The following is a 22,875-nucleotide window of genomic DNA, read 5'->3' as shown; positions in this document are numbered from 1 at the left end:
CGGATACGGGGCCAGCGGCCGTTCTACCGAGCACCTAAAGCCGGGGCCGATCTGCTAGAATAGGCGGCTTTGTCAGCCATCCACAGAAGGAAGCCCGATGATCCCCGACAGCCACCCCCTGGTAGAGGCCCTCAAGCAGCGCATTCTGATCCTGGATGGCGCCATGGGGACCATGATCCAGGGCGAGGGGCTCGAGGAGGCGGACTACCGCGGCGAGCGCTTTGCCGACCACAGCGGGGACCTCAAGGGCAACAACGACCTGCTGTCGCTGACCCGCCCGGAGGTGGTGGTGCGGATTCACCGCCGCTACCTGGAGGCCGGCGCCGACATCATCGGCACCAACACCTTCAACAGTACCCGCGTGGCCCAGGGCGACTACGACCTCTCCCACCTGGCCGCGGAGCTGAACGAGGCCGGCGCGCGCCTGGCCCGGCAGGCGGCGGACGAAATCACCGCCCGCGACCCCTCCCGCCCGCGCTACGTGGCGGGGATTCTCGGCCCGACCCCGCGCACCGCCTCCATCTCGCCCGATGTCAACGACCCGGGCGCCCGCAATATCCGCTTCGACGAGCTGGTGCGCGACTACAGCGAGGCCACCCGCGCCCTGATCGCCGGCGGCGCCGACCTGCTGATGATCGAGACCATTTTCGACACCCTGAACGCCAAGGCGGCGATCTTCGCCGTGCAGTCGGTGTTCGAGGAGGTCGGCCGCGAGCTGCCCCTGATGATCTCGGTGACCTTCCCCGACACCAGCGGCCGCGTGCTCTCGGGCCAGAGTCCCGAGGCGTTTTGGAACGCCATCGCCCACGCCCGCCCGCTGATCGTGGGCAGTAACTGCGGGCGCCGCTTCAAGGAAATCCGCCCCTTCCTGGAGGAGCTGGCCTCGGTGGCGGAATGCTACTTCAGCGCCCACCTCAACGCCGGCCTGCCGAATGCCTTCGGCGAGTACGACGAGACCCCCGAGGACATGTTCGCCGACTTCCGCGGCTTCGCCGAGCGCGGCTTCCTCAACCTGGCGGGGGGCTGCTGCGGGACCACGCCGCATCACATCGAGGCGATTGCCCGGGCGGTCGAGGGCATCGACCCGCGCCCGCTGCCGAAGCCCGAGCCCGCCTGCCGGCTGTCGGGCCTGGAGCCCTTCAACATCACTGCCGACAGCCTCTTCGTCAACGTCGGCGAGCGCTGCAACGTCACCGGCTCGGCGGCCTTCAAGCGGCTGATCCTCTCGGACGACTACGACACCGCCCTCTCGGTGGCCCGCACCCAGGTCGAGGACGGCGCCCAGATCATCGACATCAATATGGACGAGGGCATGCTCGACGCCGAGCGCGCCATGGTCACCTTCCTCGACCTGGTGGCCTCGGAGCCGGACATCTCCCGCGTGCCGATCATGGTCGACTCCTCCAAGTGGTCGGTGATCGAGGCGGGCCTCAAGTGCATCCAGGGCAAGCCGGTGGTCAACTCCATCAGCCTGAAGAACGGCGAGGAGGAGTTCATCGAGCAGGCGCGCCTGTGCAAGCGCTACGGCGCGGCGGTGGTGGTCATGGCCTTCGACGAACAGGGCCAGGCGGACACCCTGCAGCGGCGCCAGGAGATCTGCGAGCGCTGCTGGGACATCCTGGTCAATCGCATCGGCTTCAATCCCCGGGACGTCATCTTCGACCCCAACATCTTCGCCGTGGCCACCGGAATCGAGGAGCACAACCACTACGCGGTGGACTTCATCGAGGCCACCCGCTACATCAAGGAGCACATGCCCGGGGCCCTGGTGTCCGGTGGCGTGTCCAACGTCTCCTTCTCCTTCCGCGGCAACAACGTGGTGCGCGAGGCGATCCACTCGGTCTTCCTCTACCACGCCATCCGTGCCGGCATGGACATGGGCATCGTCAACGCCGGCCAGCTGGCGGTCTACGATGAACTGCCCGCGGAACTGCGCGAGGCGGTGGAGGACGTCATCCTCGACCGCCGCGACGACGGCACCGAGCGCCTGCTCGACCTGGCCGAGCGCTACAAAGACAGCGGCGGTCCGGCGGCGCGCCAGGAGGACCTGAGCTGGCGCGAGGCGCCGGTGGGCAAGCGCCTCGAGCACGCCCTGGTCAAGGGCATCAACAGCTTCATCCTGGAGGACGCCGAGGAGGCCCGCCAGGCCTTCGACCACCCGATCGAGGTGATCGAGGGGCCGCTGATGGACGGCATGAACGTGGTCGGCGACCTCTTCGGCGACGGCAAGATGTTCCTGCCCCAGGTGGTCAAGAGCGCCCGGGTGATGAAGCAGGCGGTGGCCTACCTGCAGCCCTACATCGAGGCGGAGAAAACCGACGCCACCCAGACCAACGGCAAGATCCTCATGGCCACGGTCAAGGGCGACGTCCACGACATCGGCAAGAACATTGTCGGCGTGGTACTGCAGTGCAACAATTTCGAGGTCATCGATCTCGGGGTGATGGTCCACTGCGAGGAAATCCTGCGCGTGGCCCGGGAGGAGAAGGTGGACATGATCGGCCTGTCGGGCCTGATCACCCCCTCCCTCGACGAGATGGTGCACGTGGCCAGCGAGATGCAGCGCCAGGACTTCCAGGTGCCCCTGATGATCGGCGGCGCCACCACCTCCAAGGCACACACCGCGGTGAAGATCGAGCCCCGCTACCAGAACGACCTCACGGTCTACGTGCCGGACGCCTCCCGCAGCGTGTCGGTGGCCACCGCCCTGATGGGCAAGGGTAAGCCGGCCTTTGTCGCCGAGCGGCGGGCCGAATACGAGAAAGTGCGCGAGCGTATCGCCGCCCGACAGCCCCGGGTTCGCCAGCTGCCCTACCCCGAGGCGATCGCCAATGCCCCGCGTTTCGACTGGCAGGCCTACACCCCGCCGAAGCCGAGCTTTATCGGCACCCGGGTCTACGAGGACTTTCCCCTCGAGCCCCTGCTGGAGACCATCGACTGGACGCCCTTCTTCATCTCCTGGGACCTGGCGGGCAAGTACCCGAAGATCCTCGAGGACGATGTGGTCGGCCCCCAGGCCCGGGAGCTGTTCGCCGATGCCCAGGCCATGCTGCGCCGGCTCATCGACGAGAAGCTGATCACCGCCAAGGCCACCGTGGGCTTCTGGCCGGCCCAACGGGTGGGCAGTGACGACATCGCCCTCTACGCCGACGAGTCCCGCGGCGAGGTGATTGCCACCCTGCACCACCTGCGGCAGCAGATGGAAAAGCCCAGCGGCGAGCCCAACCTGTGCCTGGCGGACTACATCGCCCCGCTGGAATCCGACACACCGGATTACATCGGCGCCTTCTGCGTGACCGCCGGCCACGGCGTGGACGAGCTCTCCAACAGCTTCCTGGCCGACCACGACGACTACAACAGCATCATGCTCAAGGCCCTGGCCGATCGCCTGGCGGAATCCCTGGCCGAGTACCTGCACCGGGAAGTGCGCCGGGAGCTGTGGGGCTATGCCCCGGAGGAGAACCTGGGCAATGACGAACTGATTCGCGAGCGCTACCGGGGGATTCGTCCGGCACCGGGTTACCCCGCCTGCCCGGACCACACCGAGAAGGGCGCCCTGTTCCAGCTGCTGGATGCCCCGAACACCTGCGGTGTCGAGCTGTCCGACAGTTATGCCATGCTGCCCGCCTCTTCGGTGAGCGGCTTCTACTTCTCCCACCCGGAGGCGCGCTACTTCGCCGTGGGCAAGATCAGCCGCGACCAGGTGGCCAGCGTGGCCGAGCGCAAGCGCATGAGTATCGAGGATGTGGAGCGCTGGCTGGCGCCGGTGCTGGACTACTGAGGGCAACGAGTGATGAGCGAAGACAGGACTGACAAACGGCCCGCCGCGGCGGCAGACAGCGGGTCATCCGCAGACAGGCAGGCGCCGGAGCAGGCGGACAACAAGCGGGTCAAACCCTGGCATGTGGTCTTCAGCACCCTGGCCGCCGGCTTCGGGGTGCAGAGCAGCCGCAACCGCGAGCGCGACTTCAAGCAGGGCAAGGCCGGCCCCTTCATTGTCGCCGGGCTGCTTTTTACCGTGCTCTTCGTGGCCGGTGTGGCCCTAGTGGTGAACCTGGTGCTGAGTGCCGCGGGCTGAGCGGGCGCCCGGGCGGGTGGGCAGCGGGGCTGCAACCGTGGCAGCCCCGGGGGTGACGCGTGCCGGCCAGTGGCGCAAGCCGCGTCAATACCGCCTTCAGCCGGGCATGCCGGACAGCCAGAGGTAGAGCGAAAAGACCACGATGCTGATAATCGCGGTGGCGGCAATGGCGTCGGCGGAGCCGTCGTTCTTGATCGGCGAATCGGACATGGTGCAAAAAACCTCTTTCTGACGGATCGGGAAGGAAGCGCGATTATAGCAGGAAAGCCGGCCGCGCCAATCTCCCTCCCGGGCCGTTCTAACCTTATGAAAAATCTGACTAATTGGCGCGACCCAATTCTGTTAAGGTAGCGCCTCTCTCAAGCCTGGAACGAATTGATGTACGTTTACGACCACTACGACCAGCGCCTGATCGACGAGCGCGTCGCCCAGTTTCGCGAACAGACCCAACGCTACCTGGCCGGCGGCCTGAGCGAGGCCGAATACCTGCCGCTGCGCCTGCAGAATGGCCTGTATGTGCAGCGCCTGGCGCCGATGCTGCGTATCGCGGTGCCCTACGGTCTGCTCAACAGCACGCAGTTGCGCAAGCTCGCCCATATCACCCGGCACTACGACAAGGGCTATGCCCACGTCAGCACCCGGCAGAACATCCAGCTCAACTGGCCGGAACTGGAAGAAGTCCCGGATATCCTGGCCGAGCTGGCCAGTGTGCAGATGCACGCCATCCAGACCAGCGGCAACTGCATCCGCAACACCACCACCGACCAGTTTGCCGGGGTGGCCCGTGACGAGCGCGAGGACCCGCGCCCCTGGTGCGAGATTATCCGCCAGTGGTCGACCTTCCACCCCGAGTTCGCCTTCCTGCCGCGCAAGTTCAAGATCGCCGTCTGTGCCAGCGAGGAAGACCGCGCGGCCATCCACTCCCACGACATCGGCGTCGAGCTGCTGACCAATGCCCAGGGGGAGTCGGGTTTCCGCATTCTCGCCGGGGGCGGCCTGGGCCGCACCCCGGTGATCGGCTCGGTGGTCTGGGACTGGGTGGAGAAACGCCACCTGCTGACCTGCCTGGAGGCCATCCTGCGGGTCTACAACCAGCACGGCCGCCGCGACAACAAGTTCAAGGCGCGCATCAAGATCCTGGTCAAAGCCATGGGCATCGAGGCCTTCCGCGCCGCCGCCGAGCGCGAGTGGGCGGCCCTCAAGGACGGCCCCTCGACCCTGACCGACGAGGCCATCGAGCACGCCAAATCCTTCTTTACCGCCCCGGCCTACCGCAGCTGCGACGCCGCGACCAGCGACGCGGAACTGACAGCACTGTGCCAGGCGGACCCGATCTTCGCCCGCTGGGTGGAGCACAACACGGTGGCCCACAAAATGCCCGGCTACCGCGCGGTGAGCATTTCCCTCAAGGCCACCGGCTATGCCCCCGGGGACGTCACCGATGGCCAGCTGGAACTGCTGGCGGAGCTGGCGGATGACTACTCCTTCGGCGAGATCCGCACCACCCACCAGCAGAACATGGTGCTGGCGGATGTCGAGATCGGCGCCCTGCGCGGCCTCTGGCAGCGCCTGCAGCAGGCCGGCCTGGCCACGCCCAACATCGGCACCCTGACCGACCTGATCTGCTGCCCCGGGGGCGACTACTGCTCCCTGGCCAACGCCAAGTCGATTCCAGTGGCCGAGGCCATCCAGGCGCGCTTCGACGACCTGGACTACCTCTACGACCTCGGCCCCATCGAGCTCAACATCAGCGGTTGCATGAACGCCTGCGGCCATCACCACATCGGCCACATCGGTGTCCTCGGCGTGGACAAGAAAGGCGCCGAGTTCTACCAGGTGAGCCTCGGCGGCAGCCAGTCCAAGGATGCCAGCCTGGGCAAGATCCTCGGCCCCTCCTTCAGCCAGGAGGAAATGCCCGACGTGATTGGCCGCATCATCGACACCTATGTCGACCTGCGCCAGGAAGAGGAAACCTTCCTGCAGACCTACAACCGGGTCGGTATCGACCCCTTCAAGGAGCGCGTCTATGCAAGCTCTCATTAAAGACGGCAAGTCGGCCACCTGCGATCGCTGGGCGCCGGTCCAGGCCGAGGCGGAGCAGGCACCCGCGGGGCACATCGCCACCCTGAGCCAGTGGCAGGCCCTGGCGGACAAGCGCGACAGCGCCGTGCAGATCGAGCCCGGCGAGGGCATCGAGCCCCTGTTGGAGCACCTGGATGCCCTGGAACTGGTCGCCGTCAGCTTTCCCGTCTTCACCGACGGGCGCGGCTTTTCCTACGGACGCGAGCTGCGCGAGCGCGGCTACCGCGGAGAACTGCGCGCGGTGGGGCATTTCCTGCCCGACCAGGTATACTACCTGCGGCGCTGCGGTTTCGACGCCTTCCAGTTCGCCGACGAGAGCCGCCTGGAAGAAGGTCTGCGCCAGTACCAGGTCTTCAGTGACGCCTATCAGGCCTCGATCGATCAGCCTCTGCCGCTGTTCCGTCGCCGGGCCTGACAGACCACTCGGCTCGCAGCCCCGCAAGCTACATGCTGCCGCCCAATCCCGGGCGCAGCATGGACTTCCAAGAACAACAATCCTAAGGGGGATTTTCATGCAGTATCTTTCCGCACGCAGTCTGCGTGCTGCCACGGGCGGCCTCGTTGTCATTGCGACCACCGCGGTGCTTTCCCTGGCCGCCACCAACGAAGCCAATGCCCAAAGCGTGTCCGCGTGTCCCAATGTCATCGTGGGCAGCAGTCCCGACGGTGTCTCCGTGTACAGTGACTGCACCATGGAAAACGCCGTCGGCCAGCCCGGATTTCACCTCACCCTGAGCGCCAACAGCGGTGCCGCCCAAGTGCTCGCCAATGGCTATCTAGCGACCAGCCTGAGTCCCGCACCTGCGGGGGATGTCTCCTTCGGTCGCTGGGACGGAATCACGCTGTACACGGAAGACATGGGTCCGGGCTACGCCGGCAACTGCCTGGACATGACCTCGACCAGCAACAGCATCCCCCTGGTCGATCAAGCTGTCTACTGTGGCCGGGTTGGCAACGAAGAAGGGAATTTTGTACTCCTGCGCGGCACCTGGGACGCCGGCGGCAACACCTTCAACAACCCGGCAGTCTTCAGCACCCAGCCCGGCGTGGGCGAACCGGTGGAAGCCCGCGCCATTCCCGCGCTACCCGGGGTCGCCCTGGGGCTACTGGGGCTGTTGATGGCCGCGCTCGGTCGCCGGCATCTGGGCCAGCGCTGAGAGATCCCGGAGCGGCGCAGCCGCTCCTGCTTTCATGACAGTGAGTGCCCCCCCGGATGTTACCCTGCAGGCCCGCCAGGCGCGCCTGCTGCGGGTCACACTCTGGGTCATCTGCGCCTACGGCACGCTGATCGGCGCCCTGAACCTCACCCTGTTCGACGACCCGCTGATCGCGGCTTTCGATGCCGCACTTGCGGTACTCGCCGGTGCCACCCTCTTCCTCTCCCACCGGAGCGGGCGCCTGCAACTGGCCAGCTGGCTGACGGTCGGGCTCCTGATCGCGGTGCTGAGCGCCTTTATTGCCGTTTCCAGCGGCGGCAACTACGCGCTGCTGTGGGTCACCGTACTGCCCCCGCTGGCCTTCTTCCTGCTGGGCTCGCGCCACGGCGCCTGGGTGACCGCGCTGTTTTTCGCCGCGGTGCTGGTCTATATCTGGCTGCGCCTGCCACACTTCCAGCCGCGCCCCTTCGGTATCGCCACCCTGCTCAATTTCGCCGAGGTGATGACCGCCCTGTGGCTGCTCTATCGTTACAGCGAGAAAACCCGCGAGGAAGCCTGGGCCCGGCTGCGTCACCTCTCCCACACCGACCCCCTGACCGGACTGTGGAACCGAGCCCGCCTGGACGAAGCCCTCGCCCAGTCCCTCGCGCTCGGCCGGCGCAGCGGTCAAGCGACGGCCATGCTGCTGATCGACCTCGACCACTTCAAGGTGATCAACGACAGTCGCGGCCACCTGGCCGGTGACGGCGTGCTGACACAGCTGGCAACACGCCTGCGGGATACGGTGCGCGGCACGGATTATCTCGGCCGCTGGGGCGGCGAGGAGTTTGTGGTGGTGTGCCCGGACACACCCCGAGAGGGTGCCCTGCAACTGGCGGAGAAGCTGCGTGAGGTCGTCGCCGCGAGCCCCTTTCAGCCGGATATCCCGCTGACCATCAGTATCGGTGTGGCGGTGACCGACGGCCACCTGACAGCCGCGGAACTGCTGGCCCAGGCCGACGCCCGGCTCTACCGGGCCAAGGCCGAGGGGCGCAACCGGGTCTGCGGCTAGCACACCCCCTGAGCTGACACAGGACCGCCGGCTGCCCTGGGCCTGTCAGGACACCCGGCTTTGCCCGCCCCCGAAAACAAGAAAGCCGGCACAGGGGCCGGCTTTCGAGGAGCATCCGGGCGAGCCCGGACGCGGGTATCACGAGGGCTTTACAGCGCGGATTCCAGTTCCGGCAGAGCCTCGAACAGGTCGGCCACCAGGCCGTAGTCCGCCACCTGGAAGATCGGCGCGTCCTCGTCCTTGTTGATGGCCACGATGACCTTGGAGTCCTTCATGCCCGCCAGGTGCTGGATCGCCCCGGAGATGCCCACGGCGATGTACAGGTCCGGCGCCACGATCTTGCCGGTCTGGCCGACCTGCATGTCGTTGGGCACAAAGCCGGCGTCGACCGCCGCGCGGGAGGCGCCGATGGCGGCATTCAGTTTGTCGGCGATACCGTCGAGCAACTTGAAGTTGTCGCCGTTCTGCATGCCGCGACCCCCGGAAATCACCACGGAGGCGGCCGTCAGGTCGGGACGATCGGACTGGGCCAGTTCCTCGCCCACGAAGGTGGACAGGCCCGCGTCGTGTACCGCGTCGACGCTTTCGGTGGACGCCGAACCGCCTTCGGCAGCGGCGGCATCAAAGGCGGTGGTGCGCACGGTAATGACCTTCTTGGCATCCTTGCTCTTCACCGTGGCAATCACGTTGCCCGCGTAGATGGGACGCTTGAAGGTATCCGCGCCCTCGACGCCGATGATGTCGGAGATCTGGCCGACATCCAGCAGAGCGGCAACCCGCGGCATGGTGTTCTTGCCGTTGGTGGTGGCCGGGGCAACCACGTTGTCGTAGCCGGCGCCCACTTCGGCGATCAGCAGGCTCAGGTTCTCCGCCAGCTGGTGCTCGTAGGCGGCGTTGTCGGCAACCAGCACCTTGTTGACACCGGCGACCTTGGCCGCCGCTTCGGCAACAGCGCCGCAACCGGCACCGGCCACCAGGATGTCGATGTCCGCGCCCATGGCCTGGGCCGCGGTGACCGCGTTCAGGGTGGCGGGGTTGAGGCTGCTGTTGTCGTGTTCTGCAATAACCAGAGTACTCATCAGATTACCTTCGCCTCGTTCTTCAGTTTGTCCACCAGCTCCGCCACATCGGCCACCTTGATGCCAGCCTGGCGCTCGGCCGGCGGCTCAACCTTGACCTGCTCGATGTGGGACGTGACCTCGACGCCGAGGTCGGCGGGGCTGAATACATCCAGCTGCTTCTTCTTCGCCTTCATGATGTTAGGCAGCGACGCGTAGCGCGGCTCGTTGAGGCGCAGGTCGGTGGTCACGATAGCCGGCAGTTTCAGGCTGACCGTTTGCAGGCCGCCATCGACTTCCCGGGTCACATTGACCTTGTCGCCGTCGACCTTGACTTCGGAGGCAAAGGTACCCTGGGCCATGTTGGCCAGCGCGCCCAGCATCTGCCCGGTCTGGTTGTTGTCGCCGTCAATCGACTGTTTGCCCAGGATGACCAGCTGCGGCTCTTCCTTGTCGACGACGCCCTTGAGCAGCTTGGCGACCACCAGCGGCTCGACCTTGCCTTCCGTCTCGACGTGAATGCCGCGGTCGGCACCCAGGGCCAGGGCGGTGCGGATCTGCTCCTGGCAGGGCTTCTCGCCGATGGATACCGCGATCACTTCGCTGGCGACACCGGCTTCCTTGAGGCGTACGGCCTCTTCCACGGCGATTTCACAGAACGGGTTGATGGCCATCTTGACGTTGTTCAGATCGACGTCACTGCCATCGCCCTTGGCGCGTACCTTGACGTTATAGTCAACCACGCGCTTGACGGCAACAAGAACCTTCATAGGAATTCCAATGGTAGTTTCAGGTGGGTTTCCGGGGCCTTGAAACTCGCCCCCGTGACAATTCGGCCGGCTATGTTGCCGTCAAAGCCCCCGCAGGTCAATAGCGTGCCCCGGGGCTGTCCAGGCCCGATACAGGCCATTCGCGGGCTGAATGTCGCCCCGCCGCGCAGGCCGGGCGCGCTTGTGGCGGGCCTGACCGGGCGCTTCCCGGCAAGTGGCGCTTACCTCTTGAAAATTATATACTTGCGCCACTTTTATTGGACCCAATCGATAATTTCTCACCCGTGACCCGGGGGCCTGGCGGCCCGCTCGGGAACACCCAGCAAGAGGATCCGACGTGGAACGCGAATCAATGGAAGTCGATGTGGTGATCGTTGGCGCAGGCCCCGCCGGCCTGTCTGCCGCCTGCCGCATCATGCAACTCGCCCAGGAGCAGGAGCGCGAAGTCAGCGTCTGTGTCGTGGAGAAAGGCTCCGAAGTCGGGGCACACATTCTGTCAGGGGCAGTCTTCGAGCCGCGGGCCCTGAACGAGCTGTTCCCGGACTGGGAGTCCCTGGGCGCGCCCCTGCCCACCCCGGTCAGCAAGGACCAGTTCCTCTTCTACACCAGCGGCAGCAAGGCCATCACCCTGCCCAATTTCCTGATCCCCAAGCCCACCCACAACGAAGGCAACTACATTGTCTCCATGGGCAACCTGTGCCGCTGGCTGGCAGAGCAGGCGGAGAACCTCGGCGTGGAGGTCTACCCCGGCTTTGCCGCCGCCGAAGTGCTCTACCACGAGGACGGCAGCGTCAAGGGCATCGCCACCGGCGACATGGGTATCGGCGCCGACGGTGGGAAGAAGGACAGCTACACCCCCGGCATGGAGCTGCACGCGAAATACACCCTCTTCGCCGAAGGCTGCCGCGGCCACCTGGGCAAGGAACTGATCCGCAAGTTCGGCCTGGACGAAGGCAAGGACCCTCAGCACTACGGCATCGGCATCAAGGAAATCTGGGAGATTCCCGCCGAGAAGCACCAGCCGGGCCTGGTGGTACACGGGGTGGGCTGGCCGCTGAAGGAAAACGGAGCCAGCGGCGGCGCCTTCCTCTACCACGCGGAAAACAACCAGGTCTACCTGGGCCTGATTACCGACCTCAACTACAGCAACCCGCACCTGAGCCCCTTCGAGGAGTTCCAGCGCTGGAAGAAGCACCCGGAGACGCTCAAGTACCTGGAGGGCGGTTCGCGCCTGTCCTACGGCGCCCGCGCCATTGCCAAGGGCGGCTACAACTCCCTGCCGAAAATGCACTTCCCCGGCGGCCTGCTGATCGGCTGTGACGCCGGCACCCTGAACTCGGTGAAAATCAAGGGCAACCACACCGCGATGAAGAGCGGCATGCTCGCCGCCGAAGCGGTGGTCGAGGGGCTGCTCCAGGGCGAATCCGCACCGCGGGACCTGGTCAGCTATGCCGACAAGGTGCAGAACTCCTGGCTGCACGAGGAGCTCTACACCACCCGCAACTTCAGCGGCTTCATGCACAAGCTGGGCCTGCTGCTCGGCGCCGGCATGGTCTGGGTCGACCAGAACCTGTTCGGCGGCAAACTGCCCTTCACCCTGCACGACCGGGTGCCGGACTACGCCACCCTGAAGCCCGCCTCGGAGTGCCCCAAGCCGGAGTACCCCAAGCCGGACAACAAGTTCACCTTCGACAAGCTCTCCTCGGTGTTCCTGTCCAACACCAACCACGAGGAAGACCAGCCCTGTCACCTGACCCTGCTGGACCCCGAGGTGCCCCTGCGCGACAACCTGCCGCGCTACGACGAGCCGGCCCAGCGCTACTGCCCGGCGGGTGTCTATGAAGTGGTGGAGGATGCCGAGGGCAAGCGCTTCCAGATCAATGCGCAGAACTGCGTCCACTGCAAGACCTGCGACATCAAGGACCCGGCGCAGAACATCCAGTGGGTGACCCCGGAAGGCTTCGGCGGCCCGAACTACCCCAACATGTAAGGCCTGCACACGGGCCAGTACCCTGGCCCGCGGAAAGCCCGGCTCGACAGCGTCGACCCGGGCTTTTTTGTGCCTGCGAGGCGCTAAAACGTCAGGGCCGCGCGGCCCGGGGGTTTCAGGAGGGTAGCAGCGGGAACCATTGCCCGGCACTGCTCACGCCGGGCTGACCGTCGCGCTCTTCCGCCTGCTCCACCAGGCGCAGCCAGGCGGCCCGTGTCGCCAGGGCCGTGAGCCCGTGGGGCAGACGGACCACCGCCACGTTCTCGCAGTCGGGATCCAGGTAGAGCGAGCGCTCGGCATCCACCCGCCAGCGGCGCCCGGTATTCAGGGTAACCAGCAGGTCCTCGCCCTCGCGATCGAAATCGGTGATCATCAGGGGATGCCGCTGCACGCGCAGGCGCCACTTTTCCCCGGGGGTCACCAGGTAGTAGTGCCCGTCCGACTCCCGGCGCAATATCGAGGCGAACAGGCGCACGATGGCCTCGCGGTGGATCGGTGCGCCCTCGTGGATCCACTGCCCCTCGCTGTCGATCTCGATATCGATCTCGCCACTGAGGGGCGGGTCCCACTTTTCCAGGGGAGGATCCTGGAAATTGCGCGTCTTCCCGGCCGCCTTCTCGACGGCCTCCAGTGCCTGACTCATGTGCGGTCCTCCACGTTATCGCAAGTGGCTTACCCCACAGTGTACGGCAAACTCAGGGAATCAGACGTACGTTGATCACGCCCTCCAGGGCGCGCATGGCCACCAGGCTCTCCTCGGTCGGCTCGCGGTCGATGTCGATCAGGTTGTAGGCCAGCTCCTCGCGGCTCTTGTTGAGCATGTCCACCACGTTGATGTTCTGCTCGGCGAGGATCGACAGCACGCTGCCCAGGATGCGCGGCACGTTGGTGTTGGTCACCGCCAGCCGGCAGTGCCCCGCCCGCTCCAGCTGCAACGCCGGGAAATTGACCGAGTTGCGCACGTTGCCGTTTTCCAGGAAGTCACGCAGCTGTTCCGCAGCCATGATGGCGCAGTTGTCCTCGGCCTCGTCGGTGCTGGCACCGATGTGCGGCATCAACACCACGTCCTTGCGCCCGATGAGTTCCGGCGCCGGGAAATCGGCGATGTACTTGCGCAGCTGGCCATTCTCCAGCGCCGCCAGCAGTGCCGGGCCGTCGACAATCTCCTGCCGCGCGAAGTTCAGCAGGCAGGCCTCGGGAGACATTGCCGCCAGCAGTTCGGCGTTGACCAGGTTGCGGGTCGACTCCAGTACCGGCAGGTGCAGGGTAATGTAGTCGCTGCGGGCAAACAGTGCCGACAGGGTATCCGCCTTGCGCACCTGGCTGGACAGGCGCCAGGCGGCATCCACCGACAGCGCCGGATCGTAGCCGACCACTTGCATGCCCAGGCTCAGGGCCATGTCGGCCACCAGGGAGCCGATGGCCCCCAGGCCGACCACGCCGAGGGTCTTGCCCGCCAGCTCCTGGCCCTTGAACTGCTTCTTGCCGGCCTCCAGCACCTTGTGCAGTTCGGCGGGGTCCTGGACGTCGGAAAGAGTATCCACCCAGGCCAGCCCCTCGAGGATGCCGCGGGAGCCGAGCAGCAGGCCGGCGGCCACCAGTTCCTTGACCGCGTTGGCGTTGGCCCCGGGTGAGTTGAACACCGGGATGCCTCGGCGGGTACAGTCCGCCACCGGAATGTTGTTGACACCGGCACCGGCGCGGGCAACGCCGAGCACCGAGGCGGGAATGTCCGCCGCCTGCAGTTTGTGGCTGCGCAGCAGGATCGCGTCCGGGTGGGTGAATTCACTGGCGATTTCGTAGCCATCCCGGGGGAGCCGCTCGAGCCCTTTTACGGAAATCTGGTTGAGGGTAAGAATACGTCTGGCCATGGGTCCTGGTCTGTCAGGGGAATACGCTCGGCCCGCCGCGGCGAACCGGATGTGTCCCGGTGAATGAAAGAGCGAGCTGGCCACGGGGTCCGCGGCAGCTGCATCCGAGTGCCGCGCCCCGCCACTGCGCGCAGCGGCCCGGCGCGGCAGTAAAACTCAGAGAACGGTGATTTCCGCGCGATCGCGCAGGCCCTGGCGCTGCTCCGCCTGCAGGGTCTGCCCGTATTCGCCGCGCAGCTGCTGGCGCAACTGCTGCTGTTCCGCGGCCGGCATCTGCTCCAGGCTGCCGGGGGATACGCGTACCAGTTCCAGCACCCGGGCCTCGCCACTGTCGGCGAGCAGCACGTCCACCACGCTGCCATCACCCTGCGGTGCCGGCAGGCTGAACAGCCGCTGGCTCAGGGCGCGCGGCAGTGCCGGGGAGTTGCGCCGGGCACCCAGCTCCACCTGCCAGTCGACGCCCAGCCTGCGGGCTACCGACTCCACGCTTTCGCCGCCGCGAATCGCCTCCGCGGCGGCCTCTGCCTCGGCCAGCCGGGCCTCGCGAGCCCGCTCCTCGGCAATCGCCCGGGCAATCTCCTCGCGCACCTCGTCCAGGGGGCGCTGGGCCGGTTCGCGGTGCTCGGCAACATGCACCACCACGAACTGTTCGGGGCCCGCCTCGATGACCTCGCTGTTGTGGCCCTCCTCCAGTACCTCCTCGGAGAAAGCGGCTTCCAGCACCGCGCGGGCATACAACGGCCCCTCGCCGCGGGCATCGCGGGTCAGCGGCTCGCTGCGCTGAAGCTCCAGGCCGAGTTTCTCCGCCGGCTGCGCCAGACCGTCGGCCATGAAGGCGAGGTCGCGCAACTCTTCAACCGTGCTCAGCAGGGCCGCCTGAGCTTCGCGCTGCTGCAGCCGCTGCTCCAGCATCGGACGCAGTTCCTCGAAGTCCGGGGCCTCGCCACTGCGACGCTCGGTAACCTTGATGAAGTGCACGCCGGCATCGGTTTCCACCGGACCGGAAACCGCGCCCTCTTCCAGCTCGGCAATCGCCGCTTCCATCGGCTCCGGGAAGGCATCCCCCGCGGTAAAGCCGAGATCGCCGCCGCTGCTGGCGGAACCGATATCGTCGGAATAGGCCTCGGCGACCTCGGCGAAATCGCGACCGGCATCCAGGGCGGACTGCACCTCGTCCACCCGCGACTGGAAGTCGGCCTCCGACTGGTCGCTGCCGGGCTCCAGCAGCACGTGGGAAACGCGACTCTCGTCCTGATACTGGTAGCTGCCGATCTCCAGCTGGTAGGCTTCCTGGAGAGCCGCCTCGTCCACCGGCTGGAAGAAGTCCTCGGCGGTCAGCACCAGGTAGTTCAAGACCACCGACTCGGGGCGGGTATAGGCCTCGGGGTTATCGCGGTAGTGCGCTTCGATCGCCTCGTCGGAAACGGCGGCGACATCCGCTTCCAGCGGCGGCAGGGTCAGGTAGCGCACATCGCGCTGCTCCGCCAGGAAGCGCGCATTCAGGGCCAGTTCCGACGCGGTGGCGAACTCACTGCCGAGCAGACCGGCCTGGAGCTGGCCCAGGAGGATGTCTTCGCCCAGGGCGTTGCGGAAGCTGGCGGGGGTGTAGCCGGCGCTGGCCAACAGGCTGCGGTAGCGCTCGGGGGAAAACTCGCCGTCAATCTGGAACTGCTCCATCCCCGCCACCACGGCGCCGAGCTGCTCGCTGGAGGTGGCCAGGCCCAGATCCGCGGCGTGCTGCAGCATCACCCGGCGGCCGATCAGGCTGTCCAGGGCCTGGGGCCGCAGGCGCTGCTCCTCGAGCATGGCCGGGTCCAGGTTGTCGCCCAGCATGCTGATCAGCTGGCGGCGCTGCAGGTCCACCGCCTGCTGCAGTTCCTGGGCGGCGATCGGTTCGCCGTTGATCTCGGCGATACTGTTGTCGCTACCGCCGACCAGAATCGACTCGATCCCGAACAGCGCGAAGGACAAGACGATCAGGCCGATCACGACCTTGGCCGCGGTTCCCTGGGTGCTTTTGCGAATATCCTGGAGCATGCAAGCGTTTCCGTGCGGAGTAACAAAAAAGGCGCACCGCGGTGCGCCTTTACTGTAGGGACAGCATCAGCGGGCAAGCCCGCCGGAGCCGGTCAGGCGTTGACCGCGTCCTTCAGTGCTTTCCCGGGCTTGAAGCCGGGGACATTGGAGGGCGCGATCTGGATGGTCTGGCCGGTTTGCGGGTTGCGGCCTTCACGACCGGCGCGGTGCTTGACCGCAAAGGTGCCAAAGCCCACCAGGCTGACCTGTTCACCTTTGCTCAAGGCATCGGTGACGCTGTCCAGGACAGCGTCCAGTGCACGGCCGGCAGAGGCCTTGGGCAGATCAGCAGCGGCGGCGATAGCTTCAATCAAATCAGTCTTGTTCACAAGAGTCCCCTTGAGAGTGTTATGTCGCGATGGCGTAAAGCACGCCCCAACAGTGAATGGTTCAGCCCTGACGGCCATGTATCCGGACGGAGGACTTTATACCAGTCCCGAGAGAGCGGTCAACCGAGCCGCCCGGATTAGTGCGTGTTGATCCGGTTTTTTTCTGCCGACTCGGCATCCGAACCCGCCACCGGACTACCCGCCAGGTAGGCCTCGTCGCTGATCGGTTCGGGCATCTGCTCCAGGGCGATGGACAGAACCTCGTCAATCCATTTCACCGGGCGGATGTCCAGGTGCTGCTTGATGTTCTCCGGCACTTCCTTCAGGTCGCGCTCGTTCTCCCGCGGGATGATCACCGTCTTGATGCCACCGCGGCGGGCGGCCAGCAGTTTTTCCTTGAGGCCACCGATCGGCAGCACCTCACCGCGCAGGGTGATCTCGCCGGTCATGGCGACATCCGCGCGCACGGGAATGCCGGCGCAGACCGAGACCAGTGCCGTGCACATGGCGATACCGGCACTCGGGCCATCCTTGGGTGTCGCGCCCTCGGGCACGTGGATGTGCACATCGTGCTTTTCGTGCCAAGAGGCCGGCACACCGAGCAGTTGCGAGCGGCTGCGCACCACCGTGGTGGCCGCCTGGATCGACTCCTGCATGACATCCCCGAGGGAGCCGGTCTTGACGTAGCGACCCTTGCCGGCCACCGCCACCGTCTCCACGGTGAGCAGCTCGCCGCCCACCGAGGTCCAGGCCAGGCCGGTGACCTGCCCGATCTTGTTCTCTTCCTCGGCGATGCCGTAGTTGTACTTGCGCACACCCAGCAGGTCGGGAAGCATGTCCGGCGTAACCTCGGCGCTCACCGACTTGTTCAGGGTGAAGGCCTTGACCATCTTGCGACAGATCTTGGCGATCTCGCGCTCCAGGGCGCGCACCCCGGCCTCGCGGGTGTAGTAGCGAATGATGTCGATCAGGGTGTCATGGCCGATGCTGATCTCGTCCTTGCGCAGGCCGTTGCGGGACAGCTGCTTGGGCACCAGGTAGCGCTCGGCAATATTGACCTTCTCGTCCTCGGTGTAACCGGGAATGCGAATGACCTCCATCCGATCGAGCAGCGGCCCGGGAATGTTCATGGTGTTGGAGGTGCACACGAACATCACATCGGAGAGGTCGTAGTCGACTTCCAGGTAGTGGTCGTTGAAGGCGTGATTCTGCTCCGGGTCCAGCACCTCGAGCATCGCCGAGGCCGGATCGCCGCGATGGTCCATGCCCATCTTGTCGATTTCGTCCAGCAGGAACAGCGGGTTGCGTACGCCCGCCTTGGACATTTTCTGCAGCAGCTTGCCCGGCATCGACCCGATATAGGTGCGCCGGTGGCCGCGGATCTCCGCCTCGTCGCGCACACCACCCAGGGCCATGCGGACGAACTTGCGGTTGGTGGCGCGGGCCAGGGACTCCCCGAGAGAGGTCTTGCCAACGCCGGGCGGGCCCACCAGACACAGCACCGGGCCCTTTACCTTGCGCACGCGCTTCTGCACCGCGAGGTATTCGAGGATGCGCTCCTTGACTTCCTCCAGGCCGTAGTGGTCCTCGTCGAGGATCTTCTGCGCGCGCTCCAGGTCGTGCTTGACCTTGCTGCGCTTGGACCAGGGTACGCTGACCATCCAGTCGATGTAGCTGCGCACCACCGAGGCCTCGGCGGACATCGGCGACATCATCTTCAGCTTGCCGAGTTCCGCCTCGGCCTTCTTGCGCGCCTCTTCGGGCATCTTCGCCTCTTCGATGCGCGCCTGCAGGTCATCCAGTTCGTTGGGGGCGTCGTCCATCTCGCCCAGCTCTTTCTGGATAGCCTTCATCTGTTCGTTGAGATAGTACTCGCGCTGGCTCTTCTCCATCTGCTTCTTGACGCGGCCGCGGATGCGCTTCTCGACCTGGAACAGGTCGATCTCCGCCTCCATCAGCCCCATCAGGTGCTCCAGGCGGGTGCGGATATCGGCGATCTCCAGGACCTGCTGCTTCTGCTCCAGGTCGACACCCATGTGGGCGGCGATGGTATCCGCCAGGCGGCCGGGCTCATCGATGCCCGACAGCGAAGTCAGCACCTCCGCCGGCACCTTCTTCGACAGGTTCACGTACTTCTCGAACTGGGTCACCGTGGAGCGGACCAGGGCGTCGGCCTCGGGCTCGGGAATCTCCTCGCTCTCGACCTCCTCCACCGTGGCCACGGCGAAAGGCCCGCTCTCCTCCACGCTCTGGATACCGGCGCGGTAGGTGCCCTCCACCAGCACCTTGATGGTGCCATCGGGCAGTTTCAGCAGTTGCAGGATATTGGAAACGGTACCCACCCGGTACAGTTGCTCGGCACCGGGATTGTCGTCGGCGGCGTCGCGCTGGGCGACCAGCAGGACCTGCTTGTCGCCGGCCATGGCGTCTTCCAGGGCCTGGATGGATTTTTCCCGGCCCACGAAAAGAGGCAGCACCATGTGGGGATAGACCACCACATCGCGCAGGGGCAGCAGGGGAAGTTCAACGAGGGGAGAACCCATAAGTCTACTCCGGGTCAGCAGATGCTTCTGAATATGAGTATGTGGGGGCCCACAGACGGATTGCAAGGTGCGAGGGGAAGATTGCCCGCCCCGCGCTGCGGGGAGCGCGGGGCGGGCACGGGGAGGGGCAGATCAATCAGTCGTCCGCGGAGGCCGCGCGGCTGCGGGCTTCGCCGTTGTGATAGACCAGCAGGGGTTCGCTGTCACCCCGGATCACCGACTCGTCGATAACCACCTTGCTGACGTCGTTGCGGGACGGAATGTTGTACATGGAGTCGAGCAGGATGCCTTCCAGAATGGAACGCAGGCCCCGGGCGCCGGTCTTGCGCTCCATGGCGCGCTCGGCGATGGCGCGCAGGCCGTCCTCGCGGAAATCCACCTCGACGCCTTCCATCTCAAACAGCTTGGCATACTGCTTGGTCAGGCTGTTGCGGGGCTCGGTGAGAATCTGCACCAGGGCATCCACATCCAGCTCTTCGAGGGTGGCGATCACCGGCAGACGCCCCACGAACTCGGGGATCAGGCCGTACTGCACCAGGTCCTCGGGCTCCAGGTCGAACAGCAGCTCGCCCACCTTGCGCTTGTCGTCCTTGCTCTTCACCTCGGCGTTGAAGCCGATGCCGCCCTTCTCGGAACGCTGGCGAATCACCTTGTCCAGGCCGGCAAAGGCGCCGCCGACGATGAACAGGATGTTCGAGGTGTCCACCTGCAGGAATTCCTGCTGGGGATGCTTGCGACCGCCCTGGGGCGGCACCGAGGCCACGGTGCCCTCGATCAGCTTGAGCAGGGCCTGCTGCACGCCCTCCCCGCTGACATCGCGGGTGATCGAGGGGTTGTCGGACTTGCGCGAGATCTTGTCGATCTCGTCGATGTAGACAATCCCCACCTGGGCCTTGTCGACGTCGTAGTCGCACTTCTGCAGCAGCTTCTGGATGATGTTCTCGACATCCTCGCCCACATAGCCCGCCTCGGTGAGGGTGGTGGCGTCGGCGATGGTAAAGGGCACATCCAGCAGGCGCGCGAGGGTCTCCGCCAGCAGGGTCTTGCCGCTGCCGGTGGGGCCAACCAGCAGGATGTTGCTCTTGCTGAGTTCGACATCTTCGCCGCGATTGCCGGCCTTGCCGTGGCGCAGGCGCTTGTAGTGGTTGTACACCGCTACCGAGAGCACCTTCTTGGCGCGCTGCTGGCCGATCACGTACTCGTCGAGAATGGCCTTGATTTCCTGGGGCGTGGGCAGGCTTTCCCCGCGGGACTCGGCGCCATTTTCCTGGACTTCCTCGCGAATGATGTCGTTGCACAGATCAACACATTCATCGCAGATGAAAACCGAGGGTCCCGCAATCAGCTTGCGCACTTCATGCTGGCTCTTGCCGCAAAACGAGCAATACAGCAGCTTGCCGCCGTCGTCGCCTGATTTCGAGGAGCTGTTGCTCATGCTGGACTGGTACTCCGAATAGCAGTGAATGCCTCATCCCTTGAGGCAAAGATGATGTTTTTTGCCGGGGTTTGCAAGTCCCGGCGCCACCCAGCGGGGTGACGAGCGGGACAAAAGGCGGGTCAGTCGCCGGTCACGCGGCGAGTCACCACCTGGTCAACGAGGCCGTACTCGCAGCTCTGCTCGGCATTCATGAAGCGATCGCGCTCGGTGTCGCGCTCGATGGTTTCCAGGTCCTGCCCCGTGTGCTCGGCCATCAGTTCATTGAGGCGACGACGGATGATCAGGATCTCGCGGGCGTGGATGTCGATGTCCGAGGCCTGCCCGTGGGCACCGCCGCTGGGCTGGTGGATCATGGTGCGGGCGTTGGGCAGGATGAAGCGCTTGCCCTTGGCGCCGCCGCTGAGCAGGAAGGCCCCCATGGAGGCGGCCATGCCCAGGCACATGGTGCTGACATCCGGCTTGATGAACTGCATGGTGTCGTAGATCGACATGCCCGCCGTCACCGAGCCGCCCGGCGAGTTGATGTAGAGGTGGATATCCTTGTCCGGGTTTTCCGATTCCAGGAAAAGCAGCTGGGCCACCACCAGGTTGGCCATGTGGTCCTCGACCGGGCCGACGACAAAGATCACCCGCTCCTTGAGCAGGCGAGAGTAGATGTCGAAGGCGCGCTCGCCGCGGGAGGTCTGCTCGACCACCATCGGCACCAGGCCGAGGTTGTTGATGGTGCTGCTGTTCCGGCCTTCCGGGATGTAAGACATGCAAAGTTCCTTCGCTGTGCGGGGTGGGCCCGGCCCACCCCGCCCGGGGGTCAGGCCTGGGCCTGCTGCCCCTGGCTGATTGCTTCCTGGTAGCTGCAGGGCTCCTCGGTCACCTCGGCGTCCTGCAACAGGCGTTCCACCAGGCTGTCCTCGAGTACGCGGGACTCGACCGCGGACAGCTGGTCCTGGTTGCTATAGTACCAGTTGATCACCTCTTCCGGGTCCTGGTAGGTGGAAGCGAGTTCCTCGATGGTCTCGCGCACCTGCTCGGCGTCGGCTTTCAATTCGTACTGGCGAATCATCTCCGCCAGCAGCAGGCCCAGGCGCACCCGGCGCTCGGCGTTCTCGGCGAACATCTCGTCGGGCAGCAGGGAGCTCAGATCGAGATCCTGCGGCGCCTGGCCAAACTGCTGGAACATCTGCCGGCGCAGGGCGTCGACTTCCTGGGCGATCAGGGCCCGGGGCACTTCCAGCGACTCGTGGGCCGCGAGTACGGCATCCATGACCTGCTGCTTCACGCGGTTTTGTACGGCGTTCTTCAGCTCGCGGTTCATGTTTTCGGCAACTTCCTTGCGGAATTGCTCTTCACCGCCCTCTTCCACGCCGTAGGTGCGGAACAGCTCCTCGTCCAGGGGCGCCGGGGTCAGGGCCTTCACGCTGTTGACCTTGACCGCGAAGCTGACGGCGGCGCCGCGCAGCTCTTCGTTGTGGTAGTCCTCGGGGAAGCTCAGCTCGAGGGTTTTCTCGTCACCGGCCTGCATGCCGACAATGCCGTCCTCGAAGCCGGGGATCATGCGCCCGGAGCCCAGCTCCAGATCGCTGCCCTCGGCGCTGCCGCCCTCGAAGGGCTCGCCGTCGCGGGTGCCGGTGTAGTCGATATTGACCCGGTCGCCGGTCTCGGCGGCGCGCTCGACTTCGTCCCAGCTGCCCTGCTGCTTGCGGAACACCTCGATGATGTTTTCGACGTCGGCGTCACCCACCTCGGCCACCGGGCGCGATACCGCGAAGCCCTTCATCTCCGCGACCTGCACCTCGGGGAAGACTTCGAAGGTGGCCACGTACTCGAGATCCTGGCCGGGTTCGAGGTTGCGCGGCTCGATGTTGGGCTGCCCCGCGGGGCGCAGCTCTTCCTGGATCACCGCCTGCTGGAAGCTGCGGCTCATGACCTCGCCCAGCACTTCCTGACGCACACCGGCGCCGAAGCGCTGGCGCATCACCTTCATCGGCACCTTGCCGGGGCGGAAGCCGGGCAGGCGCACGTTACGGGCCGCCTTCTGCAACCTGGAATCGACTTCGCTGTCTACCTCTGCGGCGGGTACGCCGACGGTCAGACGGCGCTCCAGGCCGGAAGTCGTTTCAATGGACACCTGCATCGTTTTTCCTCGCAAACATGAACAATGAGGGCTGCTGGCCCTCCGTAAATACAGGGCGGCGACCCACGGGCCGCCGCCGTAATTTGGTGCGGAAGGGGAGACTCGAACTCCCACGCCTTGCGGCACTGGAACCTAAATCCAGCGCGTCTACCAATTTCGCCACTTCCGCGCTGAACCTTGCCGGCAACCACCGGCGCGCCGGCCGCATGCGCTCCACTAAGGGTCGAACCGGGCTGGAAAATCCTTGATCAGCCTGCTGTAAGTCCCTGAATTACCGCTTGTTGAATGCCTTAAACACGGC

General features: G+C 65.6%; 18 protein-coding genes and 1 tRNA gene. 7 read left to right on the top strand and 12 right to left on the bottom strand.

What is annotated here, in order from left to right; genetic code table 11:
* Positions 1–97: 97 nt before the first annotated feature.
* Together metH and ACYVGS_RS07840 are read left to right on the top strand one after the other, a co-directional pair.
* The gene (metH, locus tag ACYVGS_RS07845; protein ID WP_460588111.1) at positions 98–3,781 is read left to right on the top strand and encodes a methionine synthase; all 3,684 of its coding nucleotides are present in this window, start codon (positions 98–100) and stop codon (positions 3,779–3,781) included.
* A 12-nt stretch (positions 3,782–3,793) separates the two neighbouring features.
* A complete protein-coding gene (locus ACYVGS_RS07840; RefSeq protein WP_460588110.1) occupies positions 3,794–4,078 on the top strand; it encodes a DUF2970 domain-containing protein in 285 nt (94 codons plus the stop codon).
* A 96-nt stretch (positions 4,079–4,174) separates the two neighbouring features.
* Here the strand turns inward: ACYVGS_RS07840 and ACYVGS_RS07835 are convergent, their stop codons facing one another.
* Positions 4,175–4,288 (bottom strand): methionine synthase, encoded by a 114-nt coding sequence (locus tag ACYVGS_RS07835; RefSeq protein WP_460588109.1) that lies wholly within the window; start codon positions 4,286–4,288, stop codon positions 4,175–4,177.
* Between the two features lie 168 nt (positions 4,289–4,456).
* On the opposite strand from ACYVGS_RS07835, the gene ACYVGS_RS07830 reads away from it, so the two are divergent.
* The 4 genes from ACYVGS_RS07830 (at position 4,457) to ACYVGS_RS07815 (ending at position 8,368) form a co-directional block, all read left to right on the top strand.
* Entirely contained in the window at positions 4,457–6,121 is a 1,665-nt protein-coding gene (locus ACYVGS_RS07830; protein ID WP_460588108.1) for a nitrite/sulfite reductase, read from the top strand.
* Positions 6,105–6,575: a DUF934 domain-containing protein gene (locus ACYVGS_RS07825; RefSeq protein ID WP_460588107.1), complete on the top strand. Its 471-nt coding sequence runs from the start codon at positions 6,105–6,107 to the stop codon at positions 6,573–6,575. Before ACYVGS_RS07830 ends, ACYVGS_RS07825 begins: the two co-directional genes overlap by 17 nt.
* A gap of 97 nt (positions 6,576–6,672) precedes the next feature.
* Positions 6,673–7,317 carry a hypothetical protein gene (locus tag ACYVGS_RS07820; RefSeq protein ID WP_460588106.1) on the top strand — a complete coding sequence of 215 codons (645 nt, stop codon included), beginning with the start codon at positions 6,673–6,675 and terminating at the stop codon, positions 7,315–7,317.
* A gap of 34 nt (positions 7,318–7,351) precedes the next feature.
* On the top strand, positions 7,352–8,368 hold the full coding sequence (locus tag ACYVGS_RS07815; protein ID WP_460588105.1) for a GGDEF domain-containing protein: 1,017 nt from the start codon (positions 7,352–7,354) through the stop codon (positions 8,366–8,368).
* 149 nt (positions 8,369–8,517) lie between these two features.
* On the opposite strand, the gene ACYVGS_RS07810 is transcribed toward ACYVGS_RS07815, so the two are convergent.
* Together ACYVGS_RS07810 and ACYVGS_RS07805 are read right to left on the bottom strand one after the other, a co-directional pair.
* Entirely contained in the window at positions 8,518–9,447 is a 930-nt protein-coding gene (locus tag ACYVGS_RS07810) for an electron transfer flavoprotein subunit alpha/FixB family protein (protein WP_460588104.1), read from the bottom strand.
* Positions 9,447–10,196 (bottom strand): electron transfer flavoprotein subunit beta/FixA family protein, encoded by a 750-nt coding sequence (locus ACYVGS_RS07805; RefSeq protein ID WP_460588103.1) that lies wholly within the window; start codon positions 10,194–10,196, stop codon positions 9,447–9,449. Before ACYVGS_RS07805 ends, ACYVGS_RS07810 begins: the two co-directional genes overlap by 1 nt.
* A 337-nt stretch (positions 10,197–10,533) precedes the next feature.
* Here ACYVGS_RS07805 and ACYVGS_RS07800 point away from each other — a divergent pair, with 337 nt between their 5' ends.
* Complete coding sequence (locus tag ACYVGS_RS07800) at positions 10,534–12,186, top strand: electron transfer flavoprotein-ubiquinone oxidoreductase (protein WP_460588102.1); 1,653 nt, start codon at positions 10,534–10,536, stop codon at positions 12,184–12,186.
* A gap of 115 nt (positions 12,187–12,301) precedes the next feature.
* Here ACYVGS_RS07800 and ACYVGS_RS07795 read toward each other — a convergent pair whose 3' ends face one another.
* The 9 genes from ACYVGS_RS07795 to ACYVGS_RS07755 form a co-directional block, all read right to left on the bottom strand.
* A complete protein-coding gene (locus ACYVGS_RS07795; RefSeq protein ID WP_460588101.1) occupies positions 12,302–12,829 on the bottom strand; it encodes a DUF1285 domain-containing protein in 528 nt (175 codons plus the stop codon).
* A gap of 52 nt (positions 12,830–12,881) precedes the next feature.
* Complete coding sequence (locus tag ACYVGS_RS07790; RefSeq protein ID WP_460588100.1) at positions 12,882–14,057, bottom strand: phosphoglycerate dehydrogenase; 1,176 nt, start codon at positions 14,055–14,057, stop codon at positions 12,882–12,884.
* A gap of 156 nt (positions 14,058–14,213) precedes the next feature.
* Positions 14,214–16,094 carry a peptidyl-prolyl isomerase family protein gene (locus ACYVGS_RS07785; protein ID WP_460588099.1) on the bottom strand — a complete coding sequence of 627 codons (1,881 nt, stop codon included), beginning with the start codon at positions 16,092–16,094 and terminating at the stop codon, positions 14,214–14,216.
* Positions 16,095–16,186: 92 nt separating this feature from the next.
* On the bottom strand, positions 16,187–16,462 hold the full coding sequence (locus ACYVGS_RS07780) for an HU family DNA-binding protein (RefSeq protein ID WP_460588098.1): 276 nt from the start codon (positions 16,460–16,462) through the stop codon (positions 16,187–16,189).
* Positions 16,463–16,599: 137 nt separating this feature from the next.
* Entirely contained in the window at positions 16,600–19,005 is a 2,406-nt protein-coding gene (gene lon / locus ACYVGS_RS07775; protein WP_460588097.1) for an endopeptidase La, read from the bottom strand.
* A gap of 136 nt (positions 19,006–19,141) precedes the next feature.
* Positions 19,142–20,440: an ATP-dependent Clp protease ATP-binding subunit ClpX gene (gene clpX, locus ACYVGS_RS07770; protein WP_460588096.1), complete on the bottom strand. Its 1,299-nt coding sequence runs from the start codon at positions 20,438–20,440 to the stop codon at positions 19,142–19,144.
* 122 nt (positions 20,441–20,562) lie between these two features.
* Positions 20,563–21,201: an ATP-dependent Clp protease proteolytic subunit gene (clpP, locus tag ACYVGS_RS07765; protein WP_460588095.1), complete on the bottom strand. Its 639-nt coding sequence runs from the start codon at positions 21,199–21,201 to the stop codon at positions 20,563–20,565.
* Between the two features lie 50 nt (positions 21,202–21,251).
* Positions 21,252–22,574: a trigger factor gene (gene tig / locus ACYVGS_RS07760; protein ID WP_460588094.1), complete on the bottom strand. Its 1,323-nt coding sequence runs from the start codon at positions 22,572–22,574 to the stop codon at positions 21,252–21,254.
* 84 nt (positions 22,575–22,658) lie between these two features.
* A tRNA-Leu gene (locus tag ACYVGS_RS07755) sits at positions 22,659–22,743 on the bottom strand.
* Positions 22,744–22,875: the final 132 nt, after the last annotated feature.

Source organism: Haliea atlantica, from assembly GCF_054779855.1.
Note: the sequence above shows the minus strand (reverse complement) of the source record. Positions and strands in the feature narration are given on the sequence as shown.